This window comes from Tenacibaculum singaporense (genome assembly GCF_003867015.1).
Taxonomy (GTDB): Bacteria; Bacteroidota; Bacteroidia; order Flavobacteriales; family Flavobacteriaceae; genus Polaribacter; species Polaribacter singaporensis.
On record NZ_CP032548.1, the window covers coordinates 315,548 to 335,282 of the forward strand.

The 19,735-nt window shown below is 31.8% G+C and carries 19 protein-coding genes; 2 read left to right on the forward strand and 17 right to left on the reverse strand.

Going from position 1 to position 19,735, the window contains the following annotated elements:
- The first annotated feature begins 58 nt into the window (after positions 1 to 58).
- Positions 59 to 2,320 (forward strand): inorganic phosphate transporter, encoded by a 2,262-nt coding sequence (locus D6T69_RS01415; protein WP_125066106.1) that lies wholly within the window; start codon positions 59 to 61, stop codon positions 2,318 to 2,320.
- Between the two features lie 61 nt (positions 2,321 to 2,381).
- Here the strand turns inward: D6T69_RS01415 and D6T69_RS01420 are convergent, their stop codons facing one another.
- From D6T69_RS01420 to leuS, 5 genes are all read right to left on the reverse strand, one after another.
- Entirely contained in the window at positions 2,382 to 3,254 is an 873-nt protein-coding gene (locus D6T69_RS01420) for an acyl-CoA thioesterase (RefSeq protein ID WP_125066107.1), read from the reverse strand.
- A gap of 22 nt (positions 3,255 to 3,276) precedes the next feature.
- Positions 3,277 to 4,296, reverse strand: a complete 1,020-nt coding sequence (locus D6T69_RS01425; protein ID WP_240628341.1) for a GNAT family N-acetyltransferase — start codon at positions 4,294 to 4,296, stop codon at positions 3,277 to 3,279.
- Between the two features lie 239 nt (positions 4,297 to 4,535).
- Entirely contained in the window at positions 4,536 to 5,492 is a 957-nt protein-coding gene (locus D6T69_RS01430) for a hypothetical protein (RefSeq protein WP_125066109.1), read from the reverse strand.
- 108 nt (positions 5,493 to 5,600) lie between these two features.
- The gene (locus D6T69_RS01435; RefSeq protein ID WP_125066110.1) at positions 5,601 to 6,053 is read right to left on the reverse strand and encodes a hypothetical protein; all 453 of its coding nucleotides are present in this window, start codon (positions 6,051 to 6,053) and stop codon (positions 5,601 to 5,603) included.
- 105 nt (positions 6,054 to 6,158) lie between these two features.
- Entirely contained in the window at positions 6,159 to 8,972 is a 2,814-nt protein-coding gene (leuS, locus tag D6T69_RS01440; RefSeq protein WP_125066111.1) for a leucine--tRNA ligase, read from the reverse strand.
- A 424-nt stretch (positions 8,973 to 9,396) separates the two neighbouring features.
- Between leuS and D6T69_RS01445 the strand changes: the two genes are divergently transcribed.
- On the forward strand, positions 9,397 to 10,398 hold the full coding sequence (locus D6T69_RS01445; RefSeq protein WP_125066112.1) for an SAM-dependent methyltransferase: 1,002 nt from the start codon (positions 9,397 to 9,399) through the stop codon (positions 10,396 to 10,398).
- 44 nt (positions 10,399 to 10,442) lie between these two features.
- Here D6T69_RS01445 and D6T69_RS01450 read toward each other — a convergent pair whose 3' ends face one another.
- From D6T69_RS01450 to D6T69_RS01500, 12 genes are all read right to left on the reverse strand, one after another.
- Complete coding sequence (locus D6T69_RS01450; protein ID WP_240628342.1) at positions 10,443 to 10,967, reverse strand: porin family protein; 525 nt, start codon at positions 10,965 to 10,967, stop codon at positions 10,443 to 10,445.
- Between the two features lie 179 nt (positions 10,968 to 11,146).
- On the reverse strand, positions 11,147 to 11,689 hold the full coding sequence (locus tag D6T69_RS01455; protein WP_125066114.1) for a DUF2911 domain-containing protein: 543 nt from the start codon (positions 11,687 to 11,689) through the stop codon (positions 11,147 to 11,149).
- A 134-nt stretch (positions 11,690 to 11,823) separates the two neighbouring features.
- Positions 11,824 to 12,078, reverse strand: coding sequence for a hypothetical protein (locus D6T69_RS01460; RefSeq protein WP_125066115.1), 255 nt, complete (start codon positions 12,076 to 12,078; stop codon positions 11,824 to 11,826).
- A gap of 106 nt (positions 12,079 to 12,184) precedes the next feature.
- Complete coding sequence (locus tag D6T69_RS16130) at positions 12,185 to 12,307, reverse strand: hypothetical protein (protein ID WP_262706662.1); 123 nt, start codon at positions 12,305 to 12,307, stop codon at positions 12,185 to 12,187.
- 47 nt (positions 12,308 to 12,354) lie between these two features.
- The gene (locus D6T69_RS01465; RefSeq protein ID WP_125066116.1) at positions 12,355 to 13,134 is read right to left on the reverse strand and encodes an ABC transporter permease subunit; all 780 of its coding nucleotides are present in this window, start codon (positions 13,132 to 13,134) and stop codon (positions 12,355 to 12,357) included.
- Positions 13,127 to 13,834, reverse strand: a complete 708-nt coding sequence (locus tag D6T69_RS01470; RefSeq protein ID WP_125066117.1) for an ABC transporter ATP-binding protein — start codon at positions 13,832 to 13,834, stop codon at positions 13,127 to 13,129. The genes D6T69_RS01465 and D6T69_RS01470 overlap by 8 nt, the downstream gene beginning before the upstream one ends.
- Complete coding sequence (locus D6T69_RS01475; protein ID WP_125066118.1) at positions 13,831 to 15,030, reverse strand: nitrous oxide reductase family maturation protein NosD; 1,200 nt, start codon at positions 15,028 to 15,030, stop codon at positions 13,831 to 13,833. Before D6T69_RS01475 ends, D6T69_RS01470 begins: the two co-directional genes overlap by 4 nt.
- A gap of 41 nt (positions 15,031 to 15,071) precedes the next feature.
- Positions 15,072 to 15,491 (reverse strand): nitrous oxide reductase accessory protein NosL, encoded by a 420-nt coding sequence (locus tag D6T69_RS01480; protein WP_240628343.1) that lies wholly within the window; start codon positions 15,489 to 15,491, stop codon positions 15,072 to 15,074.
- Complete coding sequence (locus tag D6T69_RS01485) at positions 15,492 to 16,088, reverse strand: hypothetical protein (protein WP_125066119.1); 597 nt, start codon at positions 16,086 to 16,088, stop codon at positions 15,492 to 15,494.
- 120 nt (positions 16,089 to 16,208) lie between these two features.
- Positions 16,209 to 18,176, reverse strand: a complete 1,968-nt coding sequence (gene nosZ / locus D6T69_RS01490) for a Sec-dependent nitrous-oxide reductase (RefSeq protein ID WP_125066120.1) — start codon at positions 18,174 to 18,176, stop codon at positions 16,209 to 16,211.
- Between the two features lie 6 nt (positions 18,177 to 18,182).
- Positions 18,183 to 18,701 carry a c-type cytochrome gene (locus D6T69_RS01495; protein ID WP_125066121.1) on the reverse strand — a complete coding sequence of 173 codons (519 nt, stop codon included), beginning with the start codon at positions 18,699 to 18,701 and terminating at the stop codon, positions 18,183 to 18,185.
- Between the two features lie 28 nt (positions 18,702 to 18,729).
- A complete protein-coding gene (locus tag D6T69_RS01500; RefSeq protein ID WP_125066122.1) occupies positions 18,730 to 19,302 on the reverse strand; it encodes a fasciclin domain-containing protein in 573 nt (190 codons plus the stop codon).
- Positions 19,303 to 19,735 lie beyond the last annotated feature (433 nt).

Consider the following 19,735-nt stretch of genomic DNA (forward strand, 5'->3'; position numbering starts at 1 on the left):
ATAACATGAGAGCATTCTTGTGTAACTAAATTTGCAAAACTTAATTAAAAACTAGAGAATGGGAGATCCATATATTTTGATGCTAGTCGCTTTAGCTGTTTTAGCTATTGTAGACTTGGTTGTGGGAGTTAGTAACGATGCTGTTAACTTTTTAAATTCAGCAATCGGTTCAAAAGCAATTAAAGTAAGAAATATTATGATAATTGCGAGTGTTGGGGTGTTTTTTGGAGCAGTTACCTCAAGTGGTATGATGGAAGTGGCACGTAAGGGTATTTTTAACCCTAGCATGTTTATGTTCCAAGACATCATGTTTATTTTTATGGCAGTTATGATTACGGATATTTTATTGTTAGATATCTTTAATTCATTAGGGATGCCTACCTCAACAACAGTTTCAATTGTATTTGAGTTATTAGGAGCCGCAGTTTGTGTGTCATTGATTAAAATTGCAGCTAACGACGCTCAGTCAATTTCAGACATTTGGAACTACATTAACCATAAAAAAGCTATTCAGATTATAAATGGTATTCTACTCTCTGTAGTAGTCGCTTTTTCTGTTGGAGCAATTGTACAGTTCTTTTCTCGTTTAATTTATTCGTTTAATTTTGAAAAAAGAGCTAACTATATCAATGCTTTATTTGGTGGTTTTGCTATCACGGCTATTACATATTTTATCTTTGTTAAGGGAATGAAAGGAACTCCTTTTTATAAAGATATAAAACATTTAATTGAAGGAAATACACTTGTTATAATTGCTGGCGGCTTTGTTTTTTGGAGTGCTATATCTCAAGTATTAATCCAATTTTTTAAAGTCAATATCTTAAAATTGATTATTGGTGTAGGTACCTTCTCTTTGGCAATGGCCTTTTCTGGTAACGATTTAGTAAACTTTATTGGTGTACCAATTGCTGCTTGGAACTCATACCAAGCTTGGGAAGTATCTGGTGTTGCTCCTGATGCATTCTCTATGGGGATTTTAGCGAAAAAAGTACCTTCTAACGTATGGTTATTATTATTAGCAGGAGCAGTAATGGTTGTCACTTTATGGACTTCTAGCAAAGCGAGAAATGTAATTAAGACAGGTATCGATTTATCTCGTCAAGGTGACGGACATGAAAAATTTCAACCAAACCCATTATCAAGAGTTGTAGTAAGAAGTGCTATGGGTATAAATGCTGTTGTTAGCTTTATTGTACCTAAGAAAACGTTAGCCTTTATAGATTCTAAGTTTCAAAAACCTGTAATTGAACTACCAAAAGACAAAACTTATGAAATGCCTGCTTTCGATTTAGTAAGAGCATCTGTAAACTTAATTGTTGCTGGTATTTTAATTTCTATTGCAACTTCAATGAAGTTACCATTATCAACTACTTATGTAACATTTATGGTAGCTATGGGTACCTCTTTAGCTGATAGAGCTTGGGGACGTGAAAGTGCTGTTTATAGAGTTGCTGGTGTAATTAATGTTATTGGAGGATGGTTCTTAACAGCCATTACAGCTTTCTTAACTGCAGCTTTAGTTGCTTACTTAATTAGCTGGGATATGGTAATGATTCCTGTATTGTTATTAGTGGTTGCTCTTTTAATTGCAAGAAACACATTACAACACAGAAAAAAATCTAAAGAAGAGAAGAAACAAGTACATATGGAAAGAGCAGAATTAATCACTATTAACGGTGTGATTGAAGAAAGCTCAGATCATATTGCTGGTGTTGCTAATCGCATTAATAAATTATATTCAAGCGTTGTAAAAGACCTTGCTACTCACGATTTAGTAAAATTACGTAAAACTGATAAGCACGTTACCAAACTAAACGATGAAATTGACAGTTTAAAAGACGGTGTATTCTATTTTATTAAATCATTAGATGACACTTCGGTACAAGCAAGTAGATTCTATATTTTAATTTTAGGTTATTTACAAGACGTTGCACAATCTATTAGCTATATTTCTAGAGCTACATACAAGCACGTTAACAACAACCATAAGAACCTTAAAAAAGGACAAATTAAAGATCTTAAAAGTATTGACAATACACTTTCTAAGTTATTAGATGATATTGCTAATACATTTGAAAATAGAAGCTTTGATAATTTAGAACATATTATTAACGAAAAGAAAGAGTTATTAAAGGATGTATCTAAATCTATTGAAAAGCAAGTAGACCGCATTAGAACAGACGAAACAAGTCCAAAGAATACTACACTATACTTTAGTATTTTAATTGAGACACAAGATTTAGTATCTGGGTTAATGAGCTTACTAGAAACCTATGAAGAGTTTCATATCAGCACCAAGACAGCTGAGATAGAAGCTTAATCAAATAAAAAAGCCGAGTTAATTAACTCGGCTTTTTTATTTCTTATCTATATAATAATAACTATTTCTTCTTTTTCATGGGACGCATCAAACCTTCTTGCGCTACCGAAGCTATTAGTTTACCATCTCTAGTATAAATATTTCCACAAGCAAAACCTCTTGCACCATTAGTGTTTGGACTTTCTACCGAGAACAACATCCAATCATTAAAGTCAAAATCACGATAAAACCACATCGAGTGGTCTAAACTTGCCATTTGTGTGTTTCCAAAGTTAGCTACACTAGCATTTGGGTTTAAACAAGCGGTTAAAATATTATAGTCTGATATATACGTTAATATTTGCTGTTTAATTCCTAATGGTAAATCAGAAGCTTCTCCTTTTAATTTAAACCAAACATCAACTACTGGAGGTAAATCTTTTCTATCTAACGGATTTACAATTTGTACAGGTTTAAAATCGATAGGGCGCTCAATACTTAAAAAGTCTTTCATTTTCTTTGGCAAGAAAGCTCCAAATTGATCTAACATATCTGTCCAACTTAACAACTCTTCTGGTTGTTTTAAATCTTTTTTTATCGGCATTTGATGCTCATACCCTTCTTCTTTTTTATGAAAAGAACAAGACAGAATAAAAATTGTTTTATCTTTTTGATGTGCTGTTACTCTACGTGTAGAAAAACTACCTCCATCACGAATAGTTTGCACATTATAAGTAATAGACAACTCCAAGTTTCCTGCTTCTAAAAAATACGAGTGCAACGAGTGTAAAATGCGTTCTTTAGGTGTTGTTCTATACGCTGCATTTAGTGCTTGTGCTAATACTTGACCTCCAAAAACATTTGGACTTCCTATATCTCTACTTACTCCATTAAAATTGCCTTCACCTAAGTCGTCAAGGGTAAGTATATTTAATAACTCTTGTGTGTTTTTCATTTGTTACTATAATAAAGAGGATTTAATTCTTTATATCTTTTATTTTAAAAGGCTTTATTAGCCTAAATTCTGTTGGTTGAATTCTATTCAAAAATAAACTTAAAATACGATTTGGAATACTTTTTCTATGTCGTAGATAAATCGTTAAATCTTGTGGTACTGCTCCTACTGAACTTTTTATTTCACTTGCGGTTCTTCCAAAATTAATTGTTTTTAAATTACTATCAATTGCCAACGATATATAGTCATACAACATTCGTTGATAAACTGCATAGGCTCTATTAACTGTATAATCGATTCCTACAAAGTGTGCATCTAACGAGTTTTGATTTATCATTCCTGACAAGAAACCAACTAATTTATCTCCTAGCCAGTATACTTTTATAATATAATCATCCTTTAAATTTTCTTTTAAAGATGTATAGGTTTCAACATTAAAGTATCCAAGATTAAAGCTCGCCTTATTTGACACATTCTTATATAGTAACGTCATTTCGGGTAATAATTGCTTTAAAGACTCAATAGTTACGTCTTCCGTTCGTAAATCTGTACTTTTCTCTAAAGCTTTTTTTGCTTTTACTCTATACTTTGTTTTTAAAGCCTTTAAATAATCATCAAAAGTACCCCAATCACTATCTAATGTTAGTTTCATATTTGGATCTACATTGAATGAATTATACCCTACGCTATGTAATGCATCAGTGATAAAGAGAGATTCATTCACAAAATCTTTGAGCATAAAAGCATCGATTGTTTCTTTTGAGATATCCTTCTCAAAAGCCACGATAGCTTCAGCAAGTTGTTTTACAATCTCTTTCTTATCTTGATTGGGTTTGATAAAAATTCCATGCTCCCCACTCACAAAAATATTACCACATGTAAGTATTTTAAAAGGTTTTTGGGAAGATGATAAATGTAATTTCCTCCCTATACATCGTATCCACTCTACAACCGACTGTAAATCGTTTTGAACACTATCTAAGTAAAAATCTACCAACTTAATGGTAGCAAAAGCTATCGCTTTTTGTTTTTCATCAAACAATAAAATATAAGAAAACTGTATTTGTTGATTGTTCTGTTCTAAAGCTTCTAAATATGCTGGCTGTAGATATAAATTATTGGTACATTGAAGTTCTTTCCAAACATTCTCAGGTATCTCCCTTACTGAAGAAAAGTAGTATATATTCGATGATTTTTTTTTACAGGATAAAATAATGGTGGTTTTTTACGATTTGTATTTGTGTAAATTAATAAAAGTTTGTCAATTACCCTATAAATTATTTAGACGACACCATTATTCCAAACAGGCACTTTTAAAAACCTACTTATTTTTACCATATCACTTAACAAATATTCTTTGTCTCCATGGTTTAATAAGTTATGACGTTCGCCCTTTTGTGTAACTAAATTTACCTCGTAACAATAGTAACCTCCTGACTTATTTCCTTCTACAAATTTTGACAATACTTGTAACGCATACACTTGTTGAAAAGGTATTATCTCACCATCAACTAATACTTTTCTCTTTTTTGAGTTTAAAAGTGCTTTAGCTCCAAAAGAAAATAATAAGAAAACACCTATTAACAAAAAAGGACCTCCTGAGGTAAAAAACATTTTTCCTCCTTGCATAAAGGTTAATGACTCTTTTGAAAACTCAAAAAACTCTATATAAGACCAAGCCACATAATTTAATCCTATTAAAAAGAAACTCCAAGCCATAAACTTCATATAGGTACTCGAAGTAATTTTATATCCAAAAGCTGTTTTTCGTAAACGTTCACTTAAAAAATTACTTCCTGAACCTTTAACTGCACTCCATGAAATGTGTTGCCCAATAGCATCAGTTGTAAAGTCATCAAAAGAAAACTCTATTTGTTTATTACTAGATGATTTCTTCTTTCTTTGCGCCCAATAACTAGAACCAAACATACCAATAAACATAAAAGCTAATACCGCTAACATTCCTCCTGTTTTATAGTAAGTGTATCGCTCTCTTCCAATACCTAACTTTTGAATTGGAACACTAATTTCAAGCCGTTTAATATTGTTTAAATCTCTTCTGGCAGGGTTTGTAAGCTGTTGTAACGAGTCTAGTTCCCGTACACTTTGCTGTACTTCAATTTCTCTTTTATGAAACGATTCATACATATTTTGAAATTGTGGAAGTGCTACAAAAATGAAAATTCCGATTGGAATTATTGCAAAAAACCAAGAGCTATTGAGAGATACTTTTTTCATATTTTATTTTTTTGGGAAAGCAAATTTGAGAAAAGTTTTTGATTTTTTTACATAAAAAAAGCTTTTACCTAAGTGTAAAAGCTTCTTAAATTGATACTATTTTTAGCATTACTCACAAAAAGGAACCGTAAAAAAGCCTTCTACTGAGTTATCAGCACTTGAATTTGCTTTTATTTTTATGGTAACTTCATTATTTGTAAATCTTACAACCTCAGCAGCTCCTTGAAAGTAATTTAAAGGATTAGATCCTTTCTTATTAAAAACTACATTCACATTATCATAAGTTCCTAACTCTGCTTTCACATAAGTTGTAATTTCTAACTCATAGTCAAAAATATCAGAACTACAATCTGCTTGAATATTGGTAACATGTACTGAAAATTCATTATTTCCAGACATAAATGCTTTTCCTCCTTCAGCCGTAAAACTTGTTCCAAATACTTTTCCTGATAATTTTGTGTTTGCAATTCCAGTTAGGTCATTATCGCTATCAGAACAGCTGCTCATTACTAGAGTTAGGCACATCAAAACCGCATAGCTAATTTTAAAAATCTTTTTCATTCGTTGAAATTTTAATTTGTTTTTACAAGCTGCGAATTTAGTTTAAAAATAAAAGCCCACAAACAAATTAATTGCTTGTGGACTTTCTATATTTATAAGGTTAGCTTACCCTACAATGTTTATGATTTTTCCTGGAACAATAATTACTTTTTTAGGTTCTCTTCCTTGTAATTGTTGTTGTGTTTTTTCATGTGCCATGACCGTTTTTTCAATTTCGTCTTTGCTCATATCTAACGGTAATTCTAATGTAAAACGCATTTTTCCATTGAAAGAAACCGGATAGTTCTTAGAACTTTCAACTAAATGCTTTTCTTCAAATTTTGGGAAAGCTACAGTTGAAATAGATTCGGTATGTCCTAACTGACTCCATAATTCTTCTGCAATATGTGGTGCATACGGAGAAATTAGCACTAATAATGGCTCTAATATTTCTCTCTTGTTACACTTTTGAGCAGTCAACTCGTTTACCGCAATCATAAAGGTAGAAACTGACGTATTGAACGAGAAGTTCTCAATATCTTCTTCTACTTTTTTAATTGTTTTATGTAAGGTTTTTAACTCGTCTTTAGTTGGTTCTGCATCAGAAACGTTGATACCTTTTTCATCAGTAAACAATTTCCATAATTTCTTTAAGAAAGAATATACTCCTGAAATCCCTGATGTTTTCCATGGCTTTGTTTGCTCTAACGGACCTAAGAACATTTCAAATAAACGTAAACTATCCGCTCCGTATTCTTCACAAATATCATCTGGATTCACTACATTAAACCAACGTTTAGACATTTTCTCAACTTCTCTTCCTACTACATATTTTTCTTCCTCTAAGATAAATTCAGCATTTTCAAATTGAGGCTGCCATTTTTTAAGAGCTTCTAAATCCAGTTCATCTGATGTATTAATCAATTTAACATCAACTCTCAATTCATCAGTTTCATACTCATCTTTCAACCCTTTTGAAACATATTTATCCGTCCCTGTTACTCTATAAACAATAGCAGAAGTTCCTAAGATCATTCCTTGGTTGATGAGTTTTTTAGCAAATTCATCCACAGGTAACAATCCTCTATCAAATAAGAATTTTTGCCAAAAACGTGCATATAATAAATGCCCTGTAGCATGTTCAGAACCTCCAATATATAAATCTATTTGCTTCCAATAGTCAACCGCTTCTTTGCTTACAAATTCTCCTTCATTATTTGAATCCATATAACGGTTAAAGTACCAAGAACTTCCTGCCCACCCTGGCATGGTGTTTAACTCTAATGGAAAAACAGTTTCATTATCTATTTCAGAGTTTTTCGTTACAGAATTAGTTTCTATGTTCCATGCCCACTCAGTTGAATTTCCTAATGGTGGTTTTCCATCTTCGGTAGGTAAATATTTCTCAACTTCTGGTAATACGATTGGCAAATGCTTTGCATCAATCATTTGCGGCATTCCGTCTTTGTAGTATACTGGGAATGGTTCTCCCCAATAACGTTGACGACTAAATACTGCATCTCGTAAACGATAGTTTATCTTTCCGTAACCAAATCCACGTTTTTCCAATTCATAGATTACAGTTTTCATTCCTTTTTTATAATTCAAACCATCTAAAAAATCAGAGTTTGCTAATTTAATTCCATCTTTAGCATCATTTGCTTTTTCAGAAATATCAACATCTGCAAAAATATTCGGAATCTCTAATCCGAAGTGTTTAGCAAAATCGTAATCACGTTGATCACCACATGGCACTGCCATAACTGCTCCTGTACCGTAGCTTGCTAATACGTAATCACCAATCCAAATAGGTATTTGTTTTCCTGTAAATGGATGTAATGCATACGCACCAGTAAACACTCCTGAAATAGTTTTTACATCTGCCATACGATCACGCTCAGAACGTTTTGCTGTAGCTTCAACATAAGCTTCTACCGCTTCTTTTTGCTCAGCAGTTGTAATTTTCGCTACCAAGTCGTGCTCTGGAGCTAAGGTCATAAAAGACACTCCAAAAATAGTATCAGGACGTGTCGTAAACACATCTATTTTAGCATCGTGTCCATCCACATCGAAAGAAACCATCGCTCCTTGCGAGCGACCAATCCAGTTGGTTTGAGAATCTTTTAATGGTTGTGGCCAATCGATATTTTGTAATCCGTCTAACAAACGTTGTGCATACGCAGAAATTCGCATAGACCATTGGGTCATTTTTTTACGCACTACTGGATGCCCACCACGTTCTGAAACTCCGTTGACAATTTCATCGTTTGCTAATACTGTTCCTAGTGCCGGACACCAGTTTACTTCAGTATCAGATAAGAATGTTAAACGGTATTGTAATAGTATTTCTTGTTGTTCTTTGTCAGAGAAGTTTTTCCATTCTTCTGCAGAAAACACCGTAATATCTTCATCAGAAACAGCATTTACATTCGCGTTCCCTTCTGCTTCAAATTTAGCTACTAAGGTTGCAATACCTTCTGCTTTATCTGTGTCTTTATTATACCAAGAGTTGAACAATTGGATAAAAATCCACTGTGTCCATTTGTAGTACTTAGGATCTGAAGTACGAACCTCGCGAGACCAATCGAATGAAAACCCAATATTGTCTAACTGACGACGGTAAGTTTTAATATTCGTTTCAGTAGTAATAGCTGGATGCTGTCCTGTTTGAATCGCATATTGTTCAGCAGGTAATCCAAAAGAATCATACCCTTGCGGATGCAATACATTAAACCCTTTATGACGCTTGTAACGTGCATAAATATCAGATGCGATATATCCTAACGGATGCCCTACGTGTAATCCTGCTCCTGATGGATAAGGAAACATATCTAACACATAATATTTTGGTTTATCAGAATTATTTTCAGCTTTAAATGTACCTTGATTTGCCCAGTACTTTTGCCACTTTTTTTCTATCTCTTGGTGATTGTATTGCATTTGTAATCGCTTGTTTTAAAGGATGCAAATTTACAGTTATTGTTGGTAAGTAAAAAGTTTAGTTCTTTTAATACTTTATAAAGGCTTAAATAAACAAAAAACCTCACAAGCATTTAAGCTTTGTAAGGTTTAAAATTGAAATAAGAGAGTTTTTTATATTGTATGTAATGTTTGTTAAAATTACTTTTAACGTTACTACACATCATAATTATTAAACGTTATATGCTTTTACTAATTCTTTTATTTGGTATTATTCGCAAAATATTAATTGAGTTATTATAAAAACTGAAAAATGTCCTTACTGCTTATTTTTGAGTAATAAGTGATTTCATTTCAATCTCTAAAACTGTTAACATAACTTCATTCGCTTCTTTTTTAACTAGTTCTATTTTTATAATTTAGGAAACTTAACAACTAACCTACTATGAACGAAACTATAACGGCTTTAGATATTAAAGAAAAAGTATCTACTTTACTTAAAGACTCTATTGAACAATCTGAAATTGAAAATTTAATAAACGAAATACATACTTACTTTAAAGAATTAACTCAACTCACTGGATTTGACAATCATATAGAGCACTTAGCAGCTATAACAACTTCAAAAGGAAAAGCTTTAGGATTAAACCATGCTGCACAATGTTTGTTAGATTATAAACGAACTGTGAAGTTTTTAAAAGCTATGGTGATAGCGATTCAAGAAAAACAACAAAATCATCCTAATGAAACAATTCATGTTTTTTATGCTGGTTGCGGACCGTATGCTCCGTTTATTACTCTAATTGCTCCGCTTTTTAGTCCTGAAGAAGTACAGTTTTCTTTACTAGAAATTAATGATAAGTCTCTAGAATATGCGAAAATCCTTATTAAAAAACTGGAGCTTTCTGATTATATAACAAATTACTATGCTGCTGATGCTGTTACTTTCAAAATTCCTGAAGCTAAAAAGTACCATATACTGTTTAGTGAAACATTAGATGCCTTGTTATACAGAGAGTGTTATGTTCCTATTTTATTTAATTTACTACCTCAACTATCAGAGGATATCGCTGTAATTCCAGAAAATGTGTTAATAAAAATGAGTTTATCAATTGACCCAATTGCTGATTCCAAGCACATAACTGAAGAAATTGACACTATTATTGATGTTAGGAAAGCCATCGCATTAAATACAATAGACACAATAGCTCCTAGTCAACTTCCAAATAAAAAAATAGCTGTAAAATCGTTAAACATTGAACAGTACAATTACTTAATATTGGATACATTGGTACATGTTTATGGTAATATTTGGCTAACAAGAAATGAGTCTTCTTTAACAATTCCTCTTGAAATGGGGATTGAGCATCCTTTTCACTTTAATTCAATTATTTACACTTATCAAATGGATCCAAGCATTGAGCTAAAATACTCTTTAGAAAAGTAGATACTGTTTAATAAAAAACCTCTTTTGAGAGGTTTTTTGTATTGTTAAAACTGATATCCAACAGAAATTTGAAAGGAACCATTTTTAATATCTGGATTTTCTTGAATAGCCGTTATTCCTAAATTATATCGTGTTTGCACAAATAAACCTTGTTTAAACTGGTAACCTAATCCAATATTTGCGCTCAAATCATAGTTTTCTAAATCTGGATCTAAGCTTCCACCATCATTTGTTTTTACAACATCATCTACTAAAAATGATATTTGAGGGCCTACCTCAAGAGAAAAACCATCAATAATATAATATTTAGCCATGACTGGTAACGAAATATAATCTATTTTTAATTTATTAGCATCGTTTTCTGTACCCATTTGTGAGTACAAAACTTCTGGTTGAATAGAAAATGAATCTGATAACTTCAATTCCACTAATCCCCCTGCATGAAGTCCCAATTTCGAATCGGTATTTAAGTTATCCCCATGGATTGTAGCAACATTCAATCCTGCTTTAACTCCAAATTTAACTTGTTGTGCTTTAACTCCTGAAAATGCGATTATACATAAAATCACAAGTACTGTTTTTTTCATAATAATAATTTTAATTTATATAGAGAAGCTTTGAAACAATCATCATGCCAACTTTCTTAAGATTTTGTTGAAGTTTTGGTTATCTTTTATTTGTAAACTTCAATATAACCCACAAAAAAGCAGGCATCTAAAATGCCTGCTTTTTATATATTTAATAGTAATTATCCTTTTACAGGGACAGTAACAATAACGTTATCCCATCCGATATACATATTGAAAGTATCACCTTCTCCTTCAAAAACAATAGAAAAAGCTTCGATTGTTTCATCTGATTTAGAAGTAGGAGCTGTAACTCTAGCTACATCTTCACTTTCACTATAAAAGTAAGACCCCCAAACATTTTTGGCTGTATTTAAAATAAGGGTCCACTCTTTTTCTCCTGGAATGGTAAATAATGTATATGTTCCTGCTTTTACTTTTTTATCTCCAAAAGTTACATCTTTATAAAATGTAATTTCAGCTGCTTCGTTTGCTCCTGTTCTCCATACTTTTCCCATAGGAGCTAATTTTGATAACGATCTTCCTTTTAATTGTGGACGACTATAAACAACTTTTACTGTCTTATCTGAAATTCTGTAACTGCTTGGGTAAGCAGCTGCATCCATTGGACTTTTATCTAAGTTTGCGAATTTCTGAGCTGCTACTTCATTTGAAAACATTAGGGCTACAGCAAATACAATAATTGATAAAATTGATTTTTTCATGTTCTTCTTTTTAATTGTTAATTGAGGATTTGTCACCAAAATTAAACATCCTTACACAAAAACTAAAACTTATACTGCAAAAATGCTGTAAAATTTCTTTCTGGTTCATTAATTCTTGTCATTGGCTAATATGCTTAGTTTTTATATGAGAAGTTTAAATGGTTCGGATAATTTTCATCAAACATATTTAAACAAGCAAGACCTAATGTTAATTTATTAAAGGGTTTAACTCCTAATTTTACATCAAAAATTTGGTATCCCTTCGTTACAGTTTCACCAAAAGAAGGTGCAATGTTTTCTTGTTTTGATACGATATTATATAGTGCCTTTGCCCAGTATTTTTCTTTATCTACTCCTACAGAAATTTTTGATGTAAAAGGTGAATTCAATGGTTAAGATTCATCATGATTCTTATTTTCTGTTTTTACATATGCCACCTCTGTTAGTAAATAGTAGTCGCTAAAGACCTCCAATTTTGCAACAACTCCGAAACCTTCACTTGTTCGTAACGTGTTGTAATTGCAACATATTTACAAATGAATTTTCATTGGTTTCATATCCTGATGAGAATTTTCCATGGAATCCGTTATCTAACAACCTGTGGTTTTCGGTAGCCATATTTACGACACCTCCAAAAGCTGCACTAAAACAGCTCTTTCTTCACTTTAAAAATCCTTTCGTTGTGCTTTTCTATAAATAAAGAATATTGGAATTACTACCCATAGTACTAAAACAAATAGTGATGTTATTAACCCCAAAGATGTTCCAAAGAAGCTTTTAAAAACTGCTCCCGTATATCCTAACAATGCAGATATATCTAATTTTAATAATATGAGAATTCTTGATAAATCTATTGGGTTAAAGGCTGTAGCTATAAGTGATGCATTATCTAGCGGATATTCTTGAAACATTACTAAAGATATGAGGAATACACCATCATAAATAACCGCCATTAGCAACCATACTAATATAGCATACCCAAAACCTTTGATTTTATTTTCGTGTGTTAAGGCGATGTTATATGCCAATGCTACAAATATGAATGTTAAAAAACTTCCTACAGTTAGTAACATTAAAAAATTAGAGGTAGCACCTTGCAACACTCCGTATAATAAAAACGGAATTCCTAAACCTAAAATTAAACTCAAGCTTAACGAAATTGCGACCCCTAAATATTGTCCAATGAAAATATGCGATCTTTTTATAGGCTGAGACAAGAGTAATTCTATAAACTCTCGTGAATTGTAATAATACATTACTCCGAATATAGTTCCTATTAGTGGTGTTAATACAGTTATAATATTCATTAATGAAATTACCGCTTTTGAGGTATCGTTGTTTAAAAACAGTAATGCAAAACTTAGTAATAAATAAAAGCTGAAGTACACATAACTCCATCTACTTCTCACCAAATCGAAAAAACAGTAGGTTATAATTTTAATCATGATTTACTAATAGTAAGTTAGCTATGGCTTGTTCTAAATTTTGTTCATTCGTTTTGTTATACAGCTCCTCTTTACTGCCTTTAAAGTAAATTTCTCCGTCTAACAAAAAAACTATTTCATCTGCTATTTCTTCAACAAAACTCATTATGTGTGAGGTTATTAATATTGTTTTTCCTCTTTCTTTTTCTTCTTCTATTAATTTTTTTAATGTAATGAGCGATATAGGATCTAAACCAGTGGTAGGTTCATCTAAAATAATAAGATCATTATCAAACATAAAAGTTAATACTATATTTACTTTTTGTTTAGTTCCTCCCGATAGGTTTCCTAATTTTTTATCTAAAAAAGGAGCTAATCCAAACCTTTCTATTAACTCTTGTTCATTAGTTGATTTTGGACGTAAGTTTTTTATAAGTTTTATTAACTCGCTAACTGTATTGTTATTTGGGAAATTTGCTATTTGAGGTAAGTAACTTATTTCTTTTTTATACTCAAACTGTTGTAAAACAGACTTTCCGTTTATTTTTATATCTCCTTTATCTAATAAAACCATTCCTAAAATACTTTTTATTAAGGTGGTTTTACCAGATCCATTTGGCCCTAATATTGCAAAAATACCTTGAGTATTTATTGTTAAATCTAGCTGATCTAGTACCTGAACCTTGCCAAACTTTTTACATATATTACTAATTTCTATCATAATACTTTCTGCATTAGTGGTGCCTCATCTACCAAGTTTTTAGGTGTAAAAACAGGAGTTACTTTTTCGGAAAAATTGATAATATCTACAAATAAGCTTCTTAATAAAATTATTGCTTCTGGGGTTTTATTTACGATGTATGAAAATAGTTTTACAGGACGATAAGGCACATCTCCTATCCCGTTTTTATCTAAATCATAACCTGTATATGAACTCCAATAATTCCCTTTAAAGCTATTATCGTTTAACTTACTATTGTAGGAAACATCGAATGAATTGTTTAAAAAATTATTCTTTTTAAATACGTTTTTGTAACATGCTCCTGCCACTTTTAATGCCCAACCATTATTGCTAAATGTATTGTTAACATAATTTATTCGCGTAGCTCCTTCGAGGTTAATAGCTATGGTGTTTTCTGAAAATTCGTTATGAATAATTTCAGCATCATAAATTTCTTTTAACAACAATCCGTATGACGCGGTTCCCCAGTTTTTCAGAAACTTGTTACGGGTCATTTTTATGTATTTTGAAAACATTACTGCAACTCCTGCTCCATTATTATTAAAGGTATTCTGTAAGTACTCATTGTTATTTGAAAACATAAAGTGCAAACCATATCGTAAATTATGATGGCTATGGTTATTCTTAACAACGCTATTTTTTACAAATTCAAAATAAATCCCGTCTCGTAAACTGTGTAACTCGTTTTGTTCTATTTCTGCATTAGAACAATGCCAAAGATGAATTCCATTCCCTGTTCCTGCCTCAGTTGTTGCTTTACTCGAAATATAATTATTTCGTATTCTTATATTTTTACTTTTTTCAATCAACAAGCCAAAAAACACATTTGTAAGGGTTACATCTTCTATGGTTATGTGATCACTTCTTGATATATATATGGCGGCAAAATCTTTGGTATAACTTTTCCCTACATTTTTTGCTGAGATATTTTTTATAGTTACCGAATCGGCTAAAACTTTAAAAACATATCCTTTAGCTTCAGCGTCGATTACTACATTCTTTTTTCCTAAAATAGTTATCGGTTTTGTAATTGTTATGTCATGCTCTTTATACACATTTTCTTTTACAATTATAGTATCGTGCTTTTGTGCTGCATCAATCATTTTCTGAATGGTTTGCTGACAAAATCCGTTACTGGTTATAGCTAGTAAAAAAAATGATATTAGTAATCTCATAATAGTTGGATTATACTTAAAACAAGCTCTAACTGGTTTAATTATTTTATATAATCGTTGATTTCATCCCAATTAAATTGCTCTCCAGGCACATTAATAGCTTCTTTATTTGCAAAGGCCGATAGATTGGCCCCCATAGGGCTTTTTATTTCTTTACTTACTAAAAAGGTAGCTTCTTTTGCTTTTATAAGTGTTGCAGGGTTCGAATAATCTGTTACTAAAAACAACTCAATTTTACTTACATCTCTTTTGTCTAAATCTTGTAACATACATTCAATAGCATCGTACTTATAAGCTCTTCCTTTTTTAGTAACAATTTCAGACGCATGTGTTTTTTCAACTATTGTCATTTGGCAAGAGTGACACATATCTGTACCATACTGAATTTCTTTGGGTGCTATTTTACATGAAAGTAACAACACCGTCATACATCCATAAAAAAACATTAAAGTTGCTTTCATTTACTTATAATTTACTTTTTGATTCTTTTTACCTACAAGATATGCTATAAAGGTTAAAAACATTCCTATAAACATTGCATAAGCTCCAAAGCGAGGATAAGAGTGTGCTCTAAAATTTAAGATATCTTTACTACCAAATAATGGAGGTTGAAACCCCATAACACTTCCATCAGGATTGGTAAACTTCATAATTGCTTTCGGATCTAAATTATGTCCGTAATTATGTTCCCATAAATAAAAATCGTACATCCCTGCTATTCCTAATAGAGTCATTAAAACCAACCATCTTAAATACCATTTGTAATTAGCTTTTAAACCTATTAAAACACCCAAAATTACCATTACAATTATAACAGGAGGAAAAATTTTAAACTCAGGAATAGTTTCTGGTATATATTTCATCCCCACGTAATGGTTCATTAAGTTAATATTTTTTATATCATGTGGATGCATATCTGCAAACTTACCTATGTATATATCCATTCCTAATGGGGTAGGATATTGAGGAGCTTCTAGAGTTATGTTCCACAACGGAAATATAAAAAGCAGCAACAGTAATAAAGAACCAAAAATCATTAATATTTTATGTTTTATCATAATTTTATTTTTTAAGATTCTAGGCTTTTGAAGTAAAAAAAGCTGCTTGAAAGGTTATATGATAAGTTTATTCAAACAGCTTTTCAATCTAAAAAACTAACCCTTTATTTCTATTTGTTTCTATTCACCGTCTAAAGACCAACTTAATTTTATAGGAGAATCTTTAGGAGATACTCTAATATATCCTTGCATTTCTTGGTGTAAAGCTGAACAGAAATCGGTACAATAAAATGGCCAAACTCCTACTTTTGTAGGTTCCCAAACTGACGTTTTAGTTTGTCCTGGCATAATTAATAATTCAGATGTGTTTTGCCCGATTACTGCAAATCCATGAGGCACATCAAAATCCTGTTCTAAATTGGTTATGTGGAAATATACTTTATCGCCTACTTTTATCCCTTCAATATTATCTGGAGAGAAGTGGCTTCTAATGGTTGTCATATAAATATGCACTTCGTTACCTTTTCGTACCACTTTAACATCTGCGTCAGATTTTGCTGCATAAGGATGGTTATTCTCTTCCAGTTTATATATTTTTCTAGAACGCTTCTTAATTAAATCTGCTTCCATAGCTGCAGCATAATGTGGCTCTCCATGGGTTGGAAAATCTAATAATAGTTCCATCTTATCTCCAGAAATATCATACAACTGTGCACTGTGCTCTAATTCTGGGCCAGTTGGCAAATAACGGTCTTTTGTAATCTTATTCATGGCAAACATATATTTACCTTGCGGTTTTCTGGAGTTACCTCCAGGAATAGTTAAATGCCCTACAGAATAATATGTTGGCTTTCTGTCTAACACTTCCCAAGTGCCTAATTTCCATTTTACAACTTCTGAAGAAATAAAGAACGTCGTGTAAGCATTACCTTTATCATCAAACTCTGTGTGTAAAGGACCTAATCCAGGCTGCTCAACAGAACCGGCCAAAACATCTTCAAAATTTAAAATTGGAATTCCATAAGCATCACCAGCAAACTTTTTGTTCTCGATAGCATCTAACATTTTTGTAAATGAATGCACTGTTAAATTCGCAGATAATTTACCATTACCTATAATATATTCACCAGTAGGGTCAACATCACAACCATGAGGTGACTTTGGAGTAGGCAATAAATACACTGCTCCTGGAACTTCAGATGGATTAACAACTCTAACTTCTTTTTTCATTGTAGAAGTTGCAGTATGTGTTACCTCATCATAAACGTTATGTGCATATTCTGCTGGCATCATTGTACCTCCTCCATTATTTACATACTCTTCAATTTTTTTCCAATTAACAGCTGCAATAAAATCTTTATCATTTTGTGAGGCATTTACTTCTAATAATGTACTAGCCTCTTCTGTATTATATGTAGAGAAGAAGAACCAACCATGAGATGCTCCACGTCCAGGGTGCGATAAATCATAATTAAAACCTGGCATTAAAATTTGAAATTTAATATCCATATGCCCATGCTCTGGCTCTACACTAATAAACGATAAGGCTCCTTGAAAGTTTCCTTTGTACTCTTTAATTGGCATATCGCGTTGCGGAACTGGAACTGAAAAACGTGTACCAGCTACTACATACTCTGTATTTTCTGTTACAAAAGACGAACTGTGGTTACCTGCACTATTTGGCACCTCAATAATCTCTGTGGTTTCAAAAGTTCTTAAATCAATCTTTGCGATTCTTGGTGTGTTATTTTCATTAATAAAAATAAATCGTCCATCAATTTCCCCATTGGTTTGAGAAATATCTGGGTGATGAGAATCTCCCCATGGTATAAATCCGTGTGAGGTATTCAACATGGGTTTTGTTTCTTCTGAATATCCATATCCAGAAGTTGGGAATTGCGAAAACACAGGAATTTCTTTAAACATTCTACCCGATGGCAAACCGTAAACGGTTAAGTTTCCACTGTATCCTCCAGAGATAAAGGCGTAATGTGAATCGTGTTCTCCTGGAGCCACATATACTTTTTCGGCAACATTATTCTCCAATGCCCCTCCTTTTTTCTGCTCTTTACCTCCGTTATTGCCACAGCCTATAAAAAATAGGGAAGTTGCAACTAACAATAAGGTACTCTTTATAATGTTTTTCATTACTAATTATTTTAAAGTTCTAAAATATTCTACGATTGCTCTGGCTTCTTTTTCACTAACGTTTTGATTTGCCATTGGCGAGCCGTTATACTCTATTAATAATGCTTTTGCTATTGGATCTTTTTTAAGCATTTCTTCTGGATTAATAATCATGTTCATTACCCATTCTGGTGATCTTCTATCAAATACTCCTGTCGGATTTGGTCCTATAAATTTTCTATTCGTTCTGTGACATGCCGAACATTTGTTTTTAAATAACTCTTTACCTTCATCCGCTAATTTTTGATCAATCGCACCAGATATATCTAGCGACTTTACTGGCCCTATTCCTTTATTAGATAAATCTACATTAGCCATAGCTTCTTTTTTTACAGCAGGGGCCTCTTTAGGTTTTTCCTTTTGCACCTCTTTTTTTACCGGTGCTTTTTTAGATGAATAATCTACTTGGTTATTCTTTTTATCATTTCCGCATGAAAACAATACAAAAGAGAACATTAGTATTAATAGTTTATGCGTGTGTTTCATTTTTGATTGATTTATAATTTATTGTTATTTACGGTACTAAAACTTGATCGATAACATGTATCCATCCATTACTTACTTTTACTGTTTGAATAACTTCTACTCCATCTACATAAATTTTTCCTTCCTTATTTTCTACCTGCATGTAATTACCAGATGCCATATATAATTTTCTCCCTTTTTTAGCTTCTTTCTTTAACTGTTCCAAAGGAAAATTTGCTGGGGCAACATGATTTTTTAAAACAAAAGCTAATTTTGATTTATTTGCTGGCTTTAGTAAATCTTCTACTGTATTTGCTGGCAACTTTTCAAATGCTGTGTTTAACGGAGCAAAAATGGTTAACGGACCAGCATTTACAATTGCATCTTGTACTCCTGCAGCCTCAATAGCTGTTACTAGTGTTGAAAAATCTACTATGCTTTTTGCTTTCTGTAATGCATTAGGATCGGAAACCTCGTCTTCAAAAGATGCTTGCCCTTGAGGCTTTACTACTTCTTTTTTTTCTATTGAAGTCGTATTGACACTATTTGAATTGCTATTCTCCTTCTTACAAGAAAAAAACAAGAACAATGCAACTAAATAAATTATTTTAAATGCTTTCATTGTGATTACTATTTGTTACCTGCCCAAAATTATTGCTATCTGCCTTTCTAAAAAATGACAATTATCATGTTTAAAAGACAATTTTATCTTTTTTAAAAATGATTGTTATTCTTAAAAAAATACCTCATATAAATAATAGGCAATGAGAACTTTAATTAAGTTTTTATTTGTTAATTTTTATTTATTCTAAATAAAAGACTTATATTTGCACGGATTTTACGAAAAGATAATGATTGTTTTTTATACTGAAACCAAGAAAGTTACCTCTACAACCTCTGTTAAAACATTACAGAAAACTACTATTTGTAGTTCTTCATGCACGAGTAACTGTATTAAACCTAAAAGTAAATGCTGCAATAAGTATCAAAAGAAAGGAATTAATTGTAAAAGATGCCCTTTAACGTTTGATTTAAAAGCAGTATCATAAATTAAT

Coding starts and splice junctions, on each gene's coding strand:
- D6T69_RS01420 (WP_125066107.1), bottom strand. CDS start 3,254: ATGAAAAACACACAAGAGTTATTAAATATACTTACCCTTGACGACTTA.
- D6T69_RS01475 (WP_125066118.1), bottom strand. CDS start 15,030: ATGAGATTACTAATATCATTTTTTTTACTAGCTATAACCAGTAACGGA.
- leuS (WP_125066111.1), bottom strand. CDS start 8,972: ATGCAATACAATCACCAAGAGATAGAAAAAAAGTGGCAAAAGTACTGG.
- D6T69_RS01415 (WP_125066106.1), top strand. CDS start 59: ATGGGAGATCCATATATTTTGATGCTAGTCGCTTTAGCTGTTTTAGCT.
- D6T69_RS01500 (WP_125066122.1), bottom strand. CDS start 19,302: ATGAAAGCATTTAAAATAATTTATTTAGTTGCATTGTTCTTGTTTTTT.
- nosZ (WP_125066120.1), bottom strand. CDS start 18,176: ATGAAAAACATTATAAAGAGTACCTTATTGTTAGTTGCAACTTCCCTA.
- D6T69_RS01495 (WP_125066121.1), bottom strand. CDS start 18,701: ATGAAACACACGCATAAACTATTAATACTAATGTTCTCTTTTGTATTG.
- D6T69_RS01465 (WP_125066116.1), bottom strand. CDS start 13,134: ATGATTAAAATTATAACCTACTGTTTTTTCGATTTGGTGAGAAGTAGA.
- D6T69_RS01470 (WP_125066117.1), bottom strand. CDS start 13,834: ATGATAGAAATTAGTAATATATGTAAAAAGTTTGGCAAGGTTCAGGTA.
- D6T69_RS01485 (WP_125066119.1), bottom strand. CDS start 16,088: ATGATAAAACATAAAATATTAATGATTTTTGGTTCTTTATTACTGTTG.
- D6T69_RS16130 (WP_262706662.1), bottom strand. CDS start 12,307: ATGGCTACCGAAAACCACAGGTTGTTAGATAACGGATTCCATGGAAAA.
- D6T69_RS01445 (WP_125066112.1), top strand. CDS start 9,397: ATGAACGAAACTATAACGGCTTTAGATATTAAAGAAAAAGTATCTACT.
- D6T69_RS01435 (WP_125066110.1), bottom strand. CDS start 6,053: ATGAAAAAGATTTTTAAAATTAGCTATGCGGTTTTGATGTGCCTAACT.
- D6T69_RS01480 (WP_240628343.1), bottom strand. CDS start 15,491: ATGAAAGCAACTTTAATGTTTTTTTATGGATGTATGACGGTGTTGTTA.
- D6T69_RS01430 (WP_125066109.1), bottom strand. CDS start 5,492: ATGAAAAAAGTATCTCTCAATAGCTCTTGGTTTTTTGCAATAATTCCA.
- D6T69_RS01455 (WP_125066114.1), bottom strand. CDS start 11,689: ATGAAAAAATCAATTTTATCAATTATTGTATTTGCTGTAGCCCTAATG.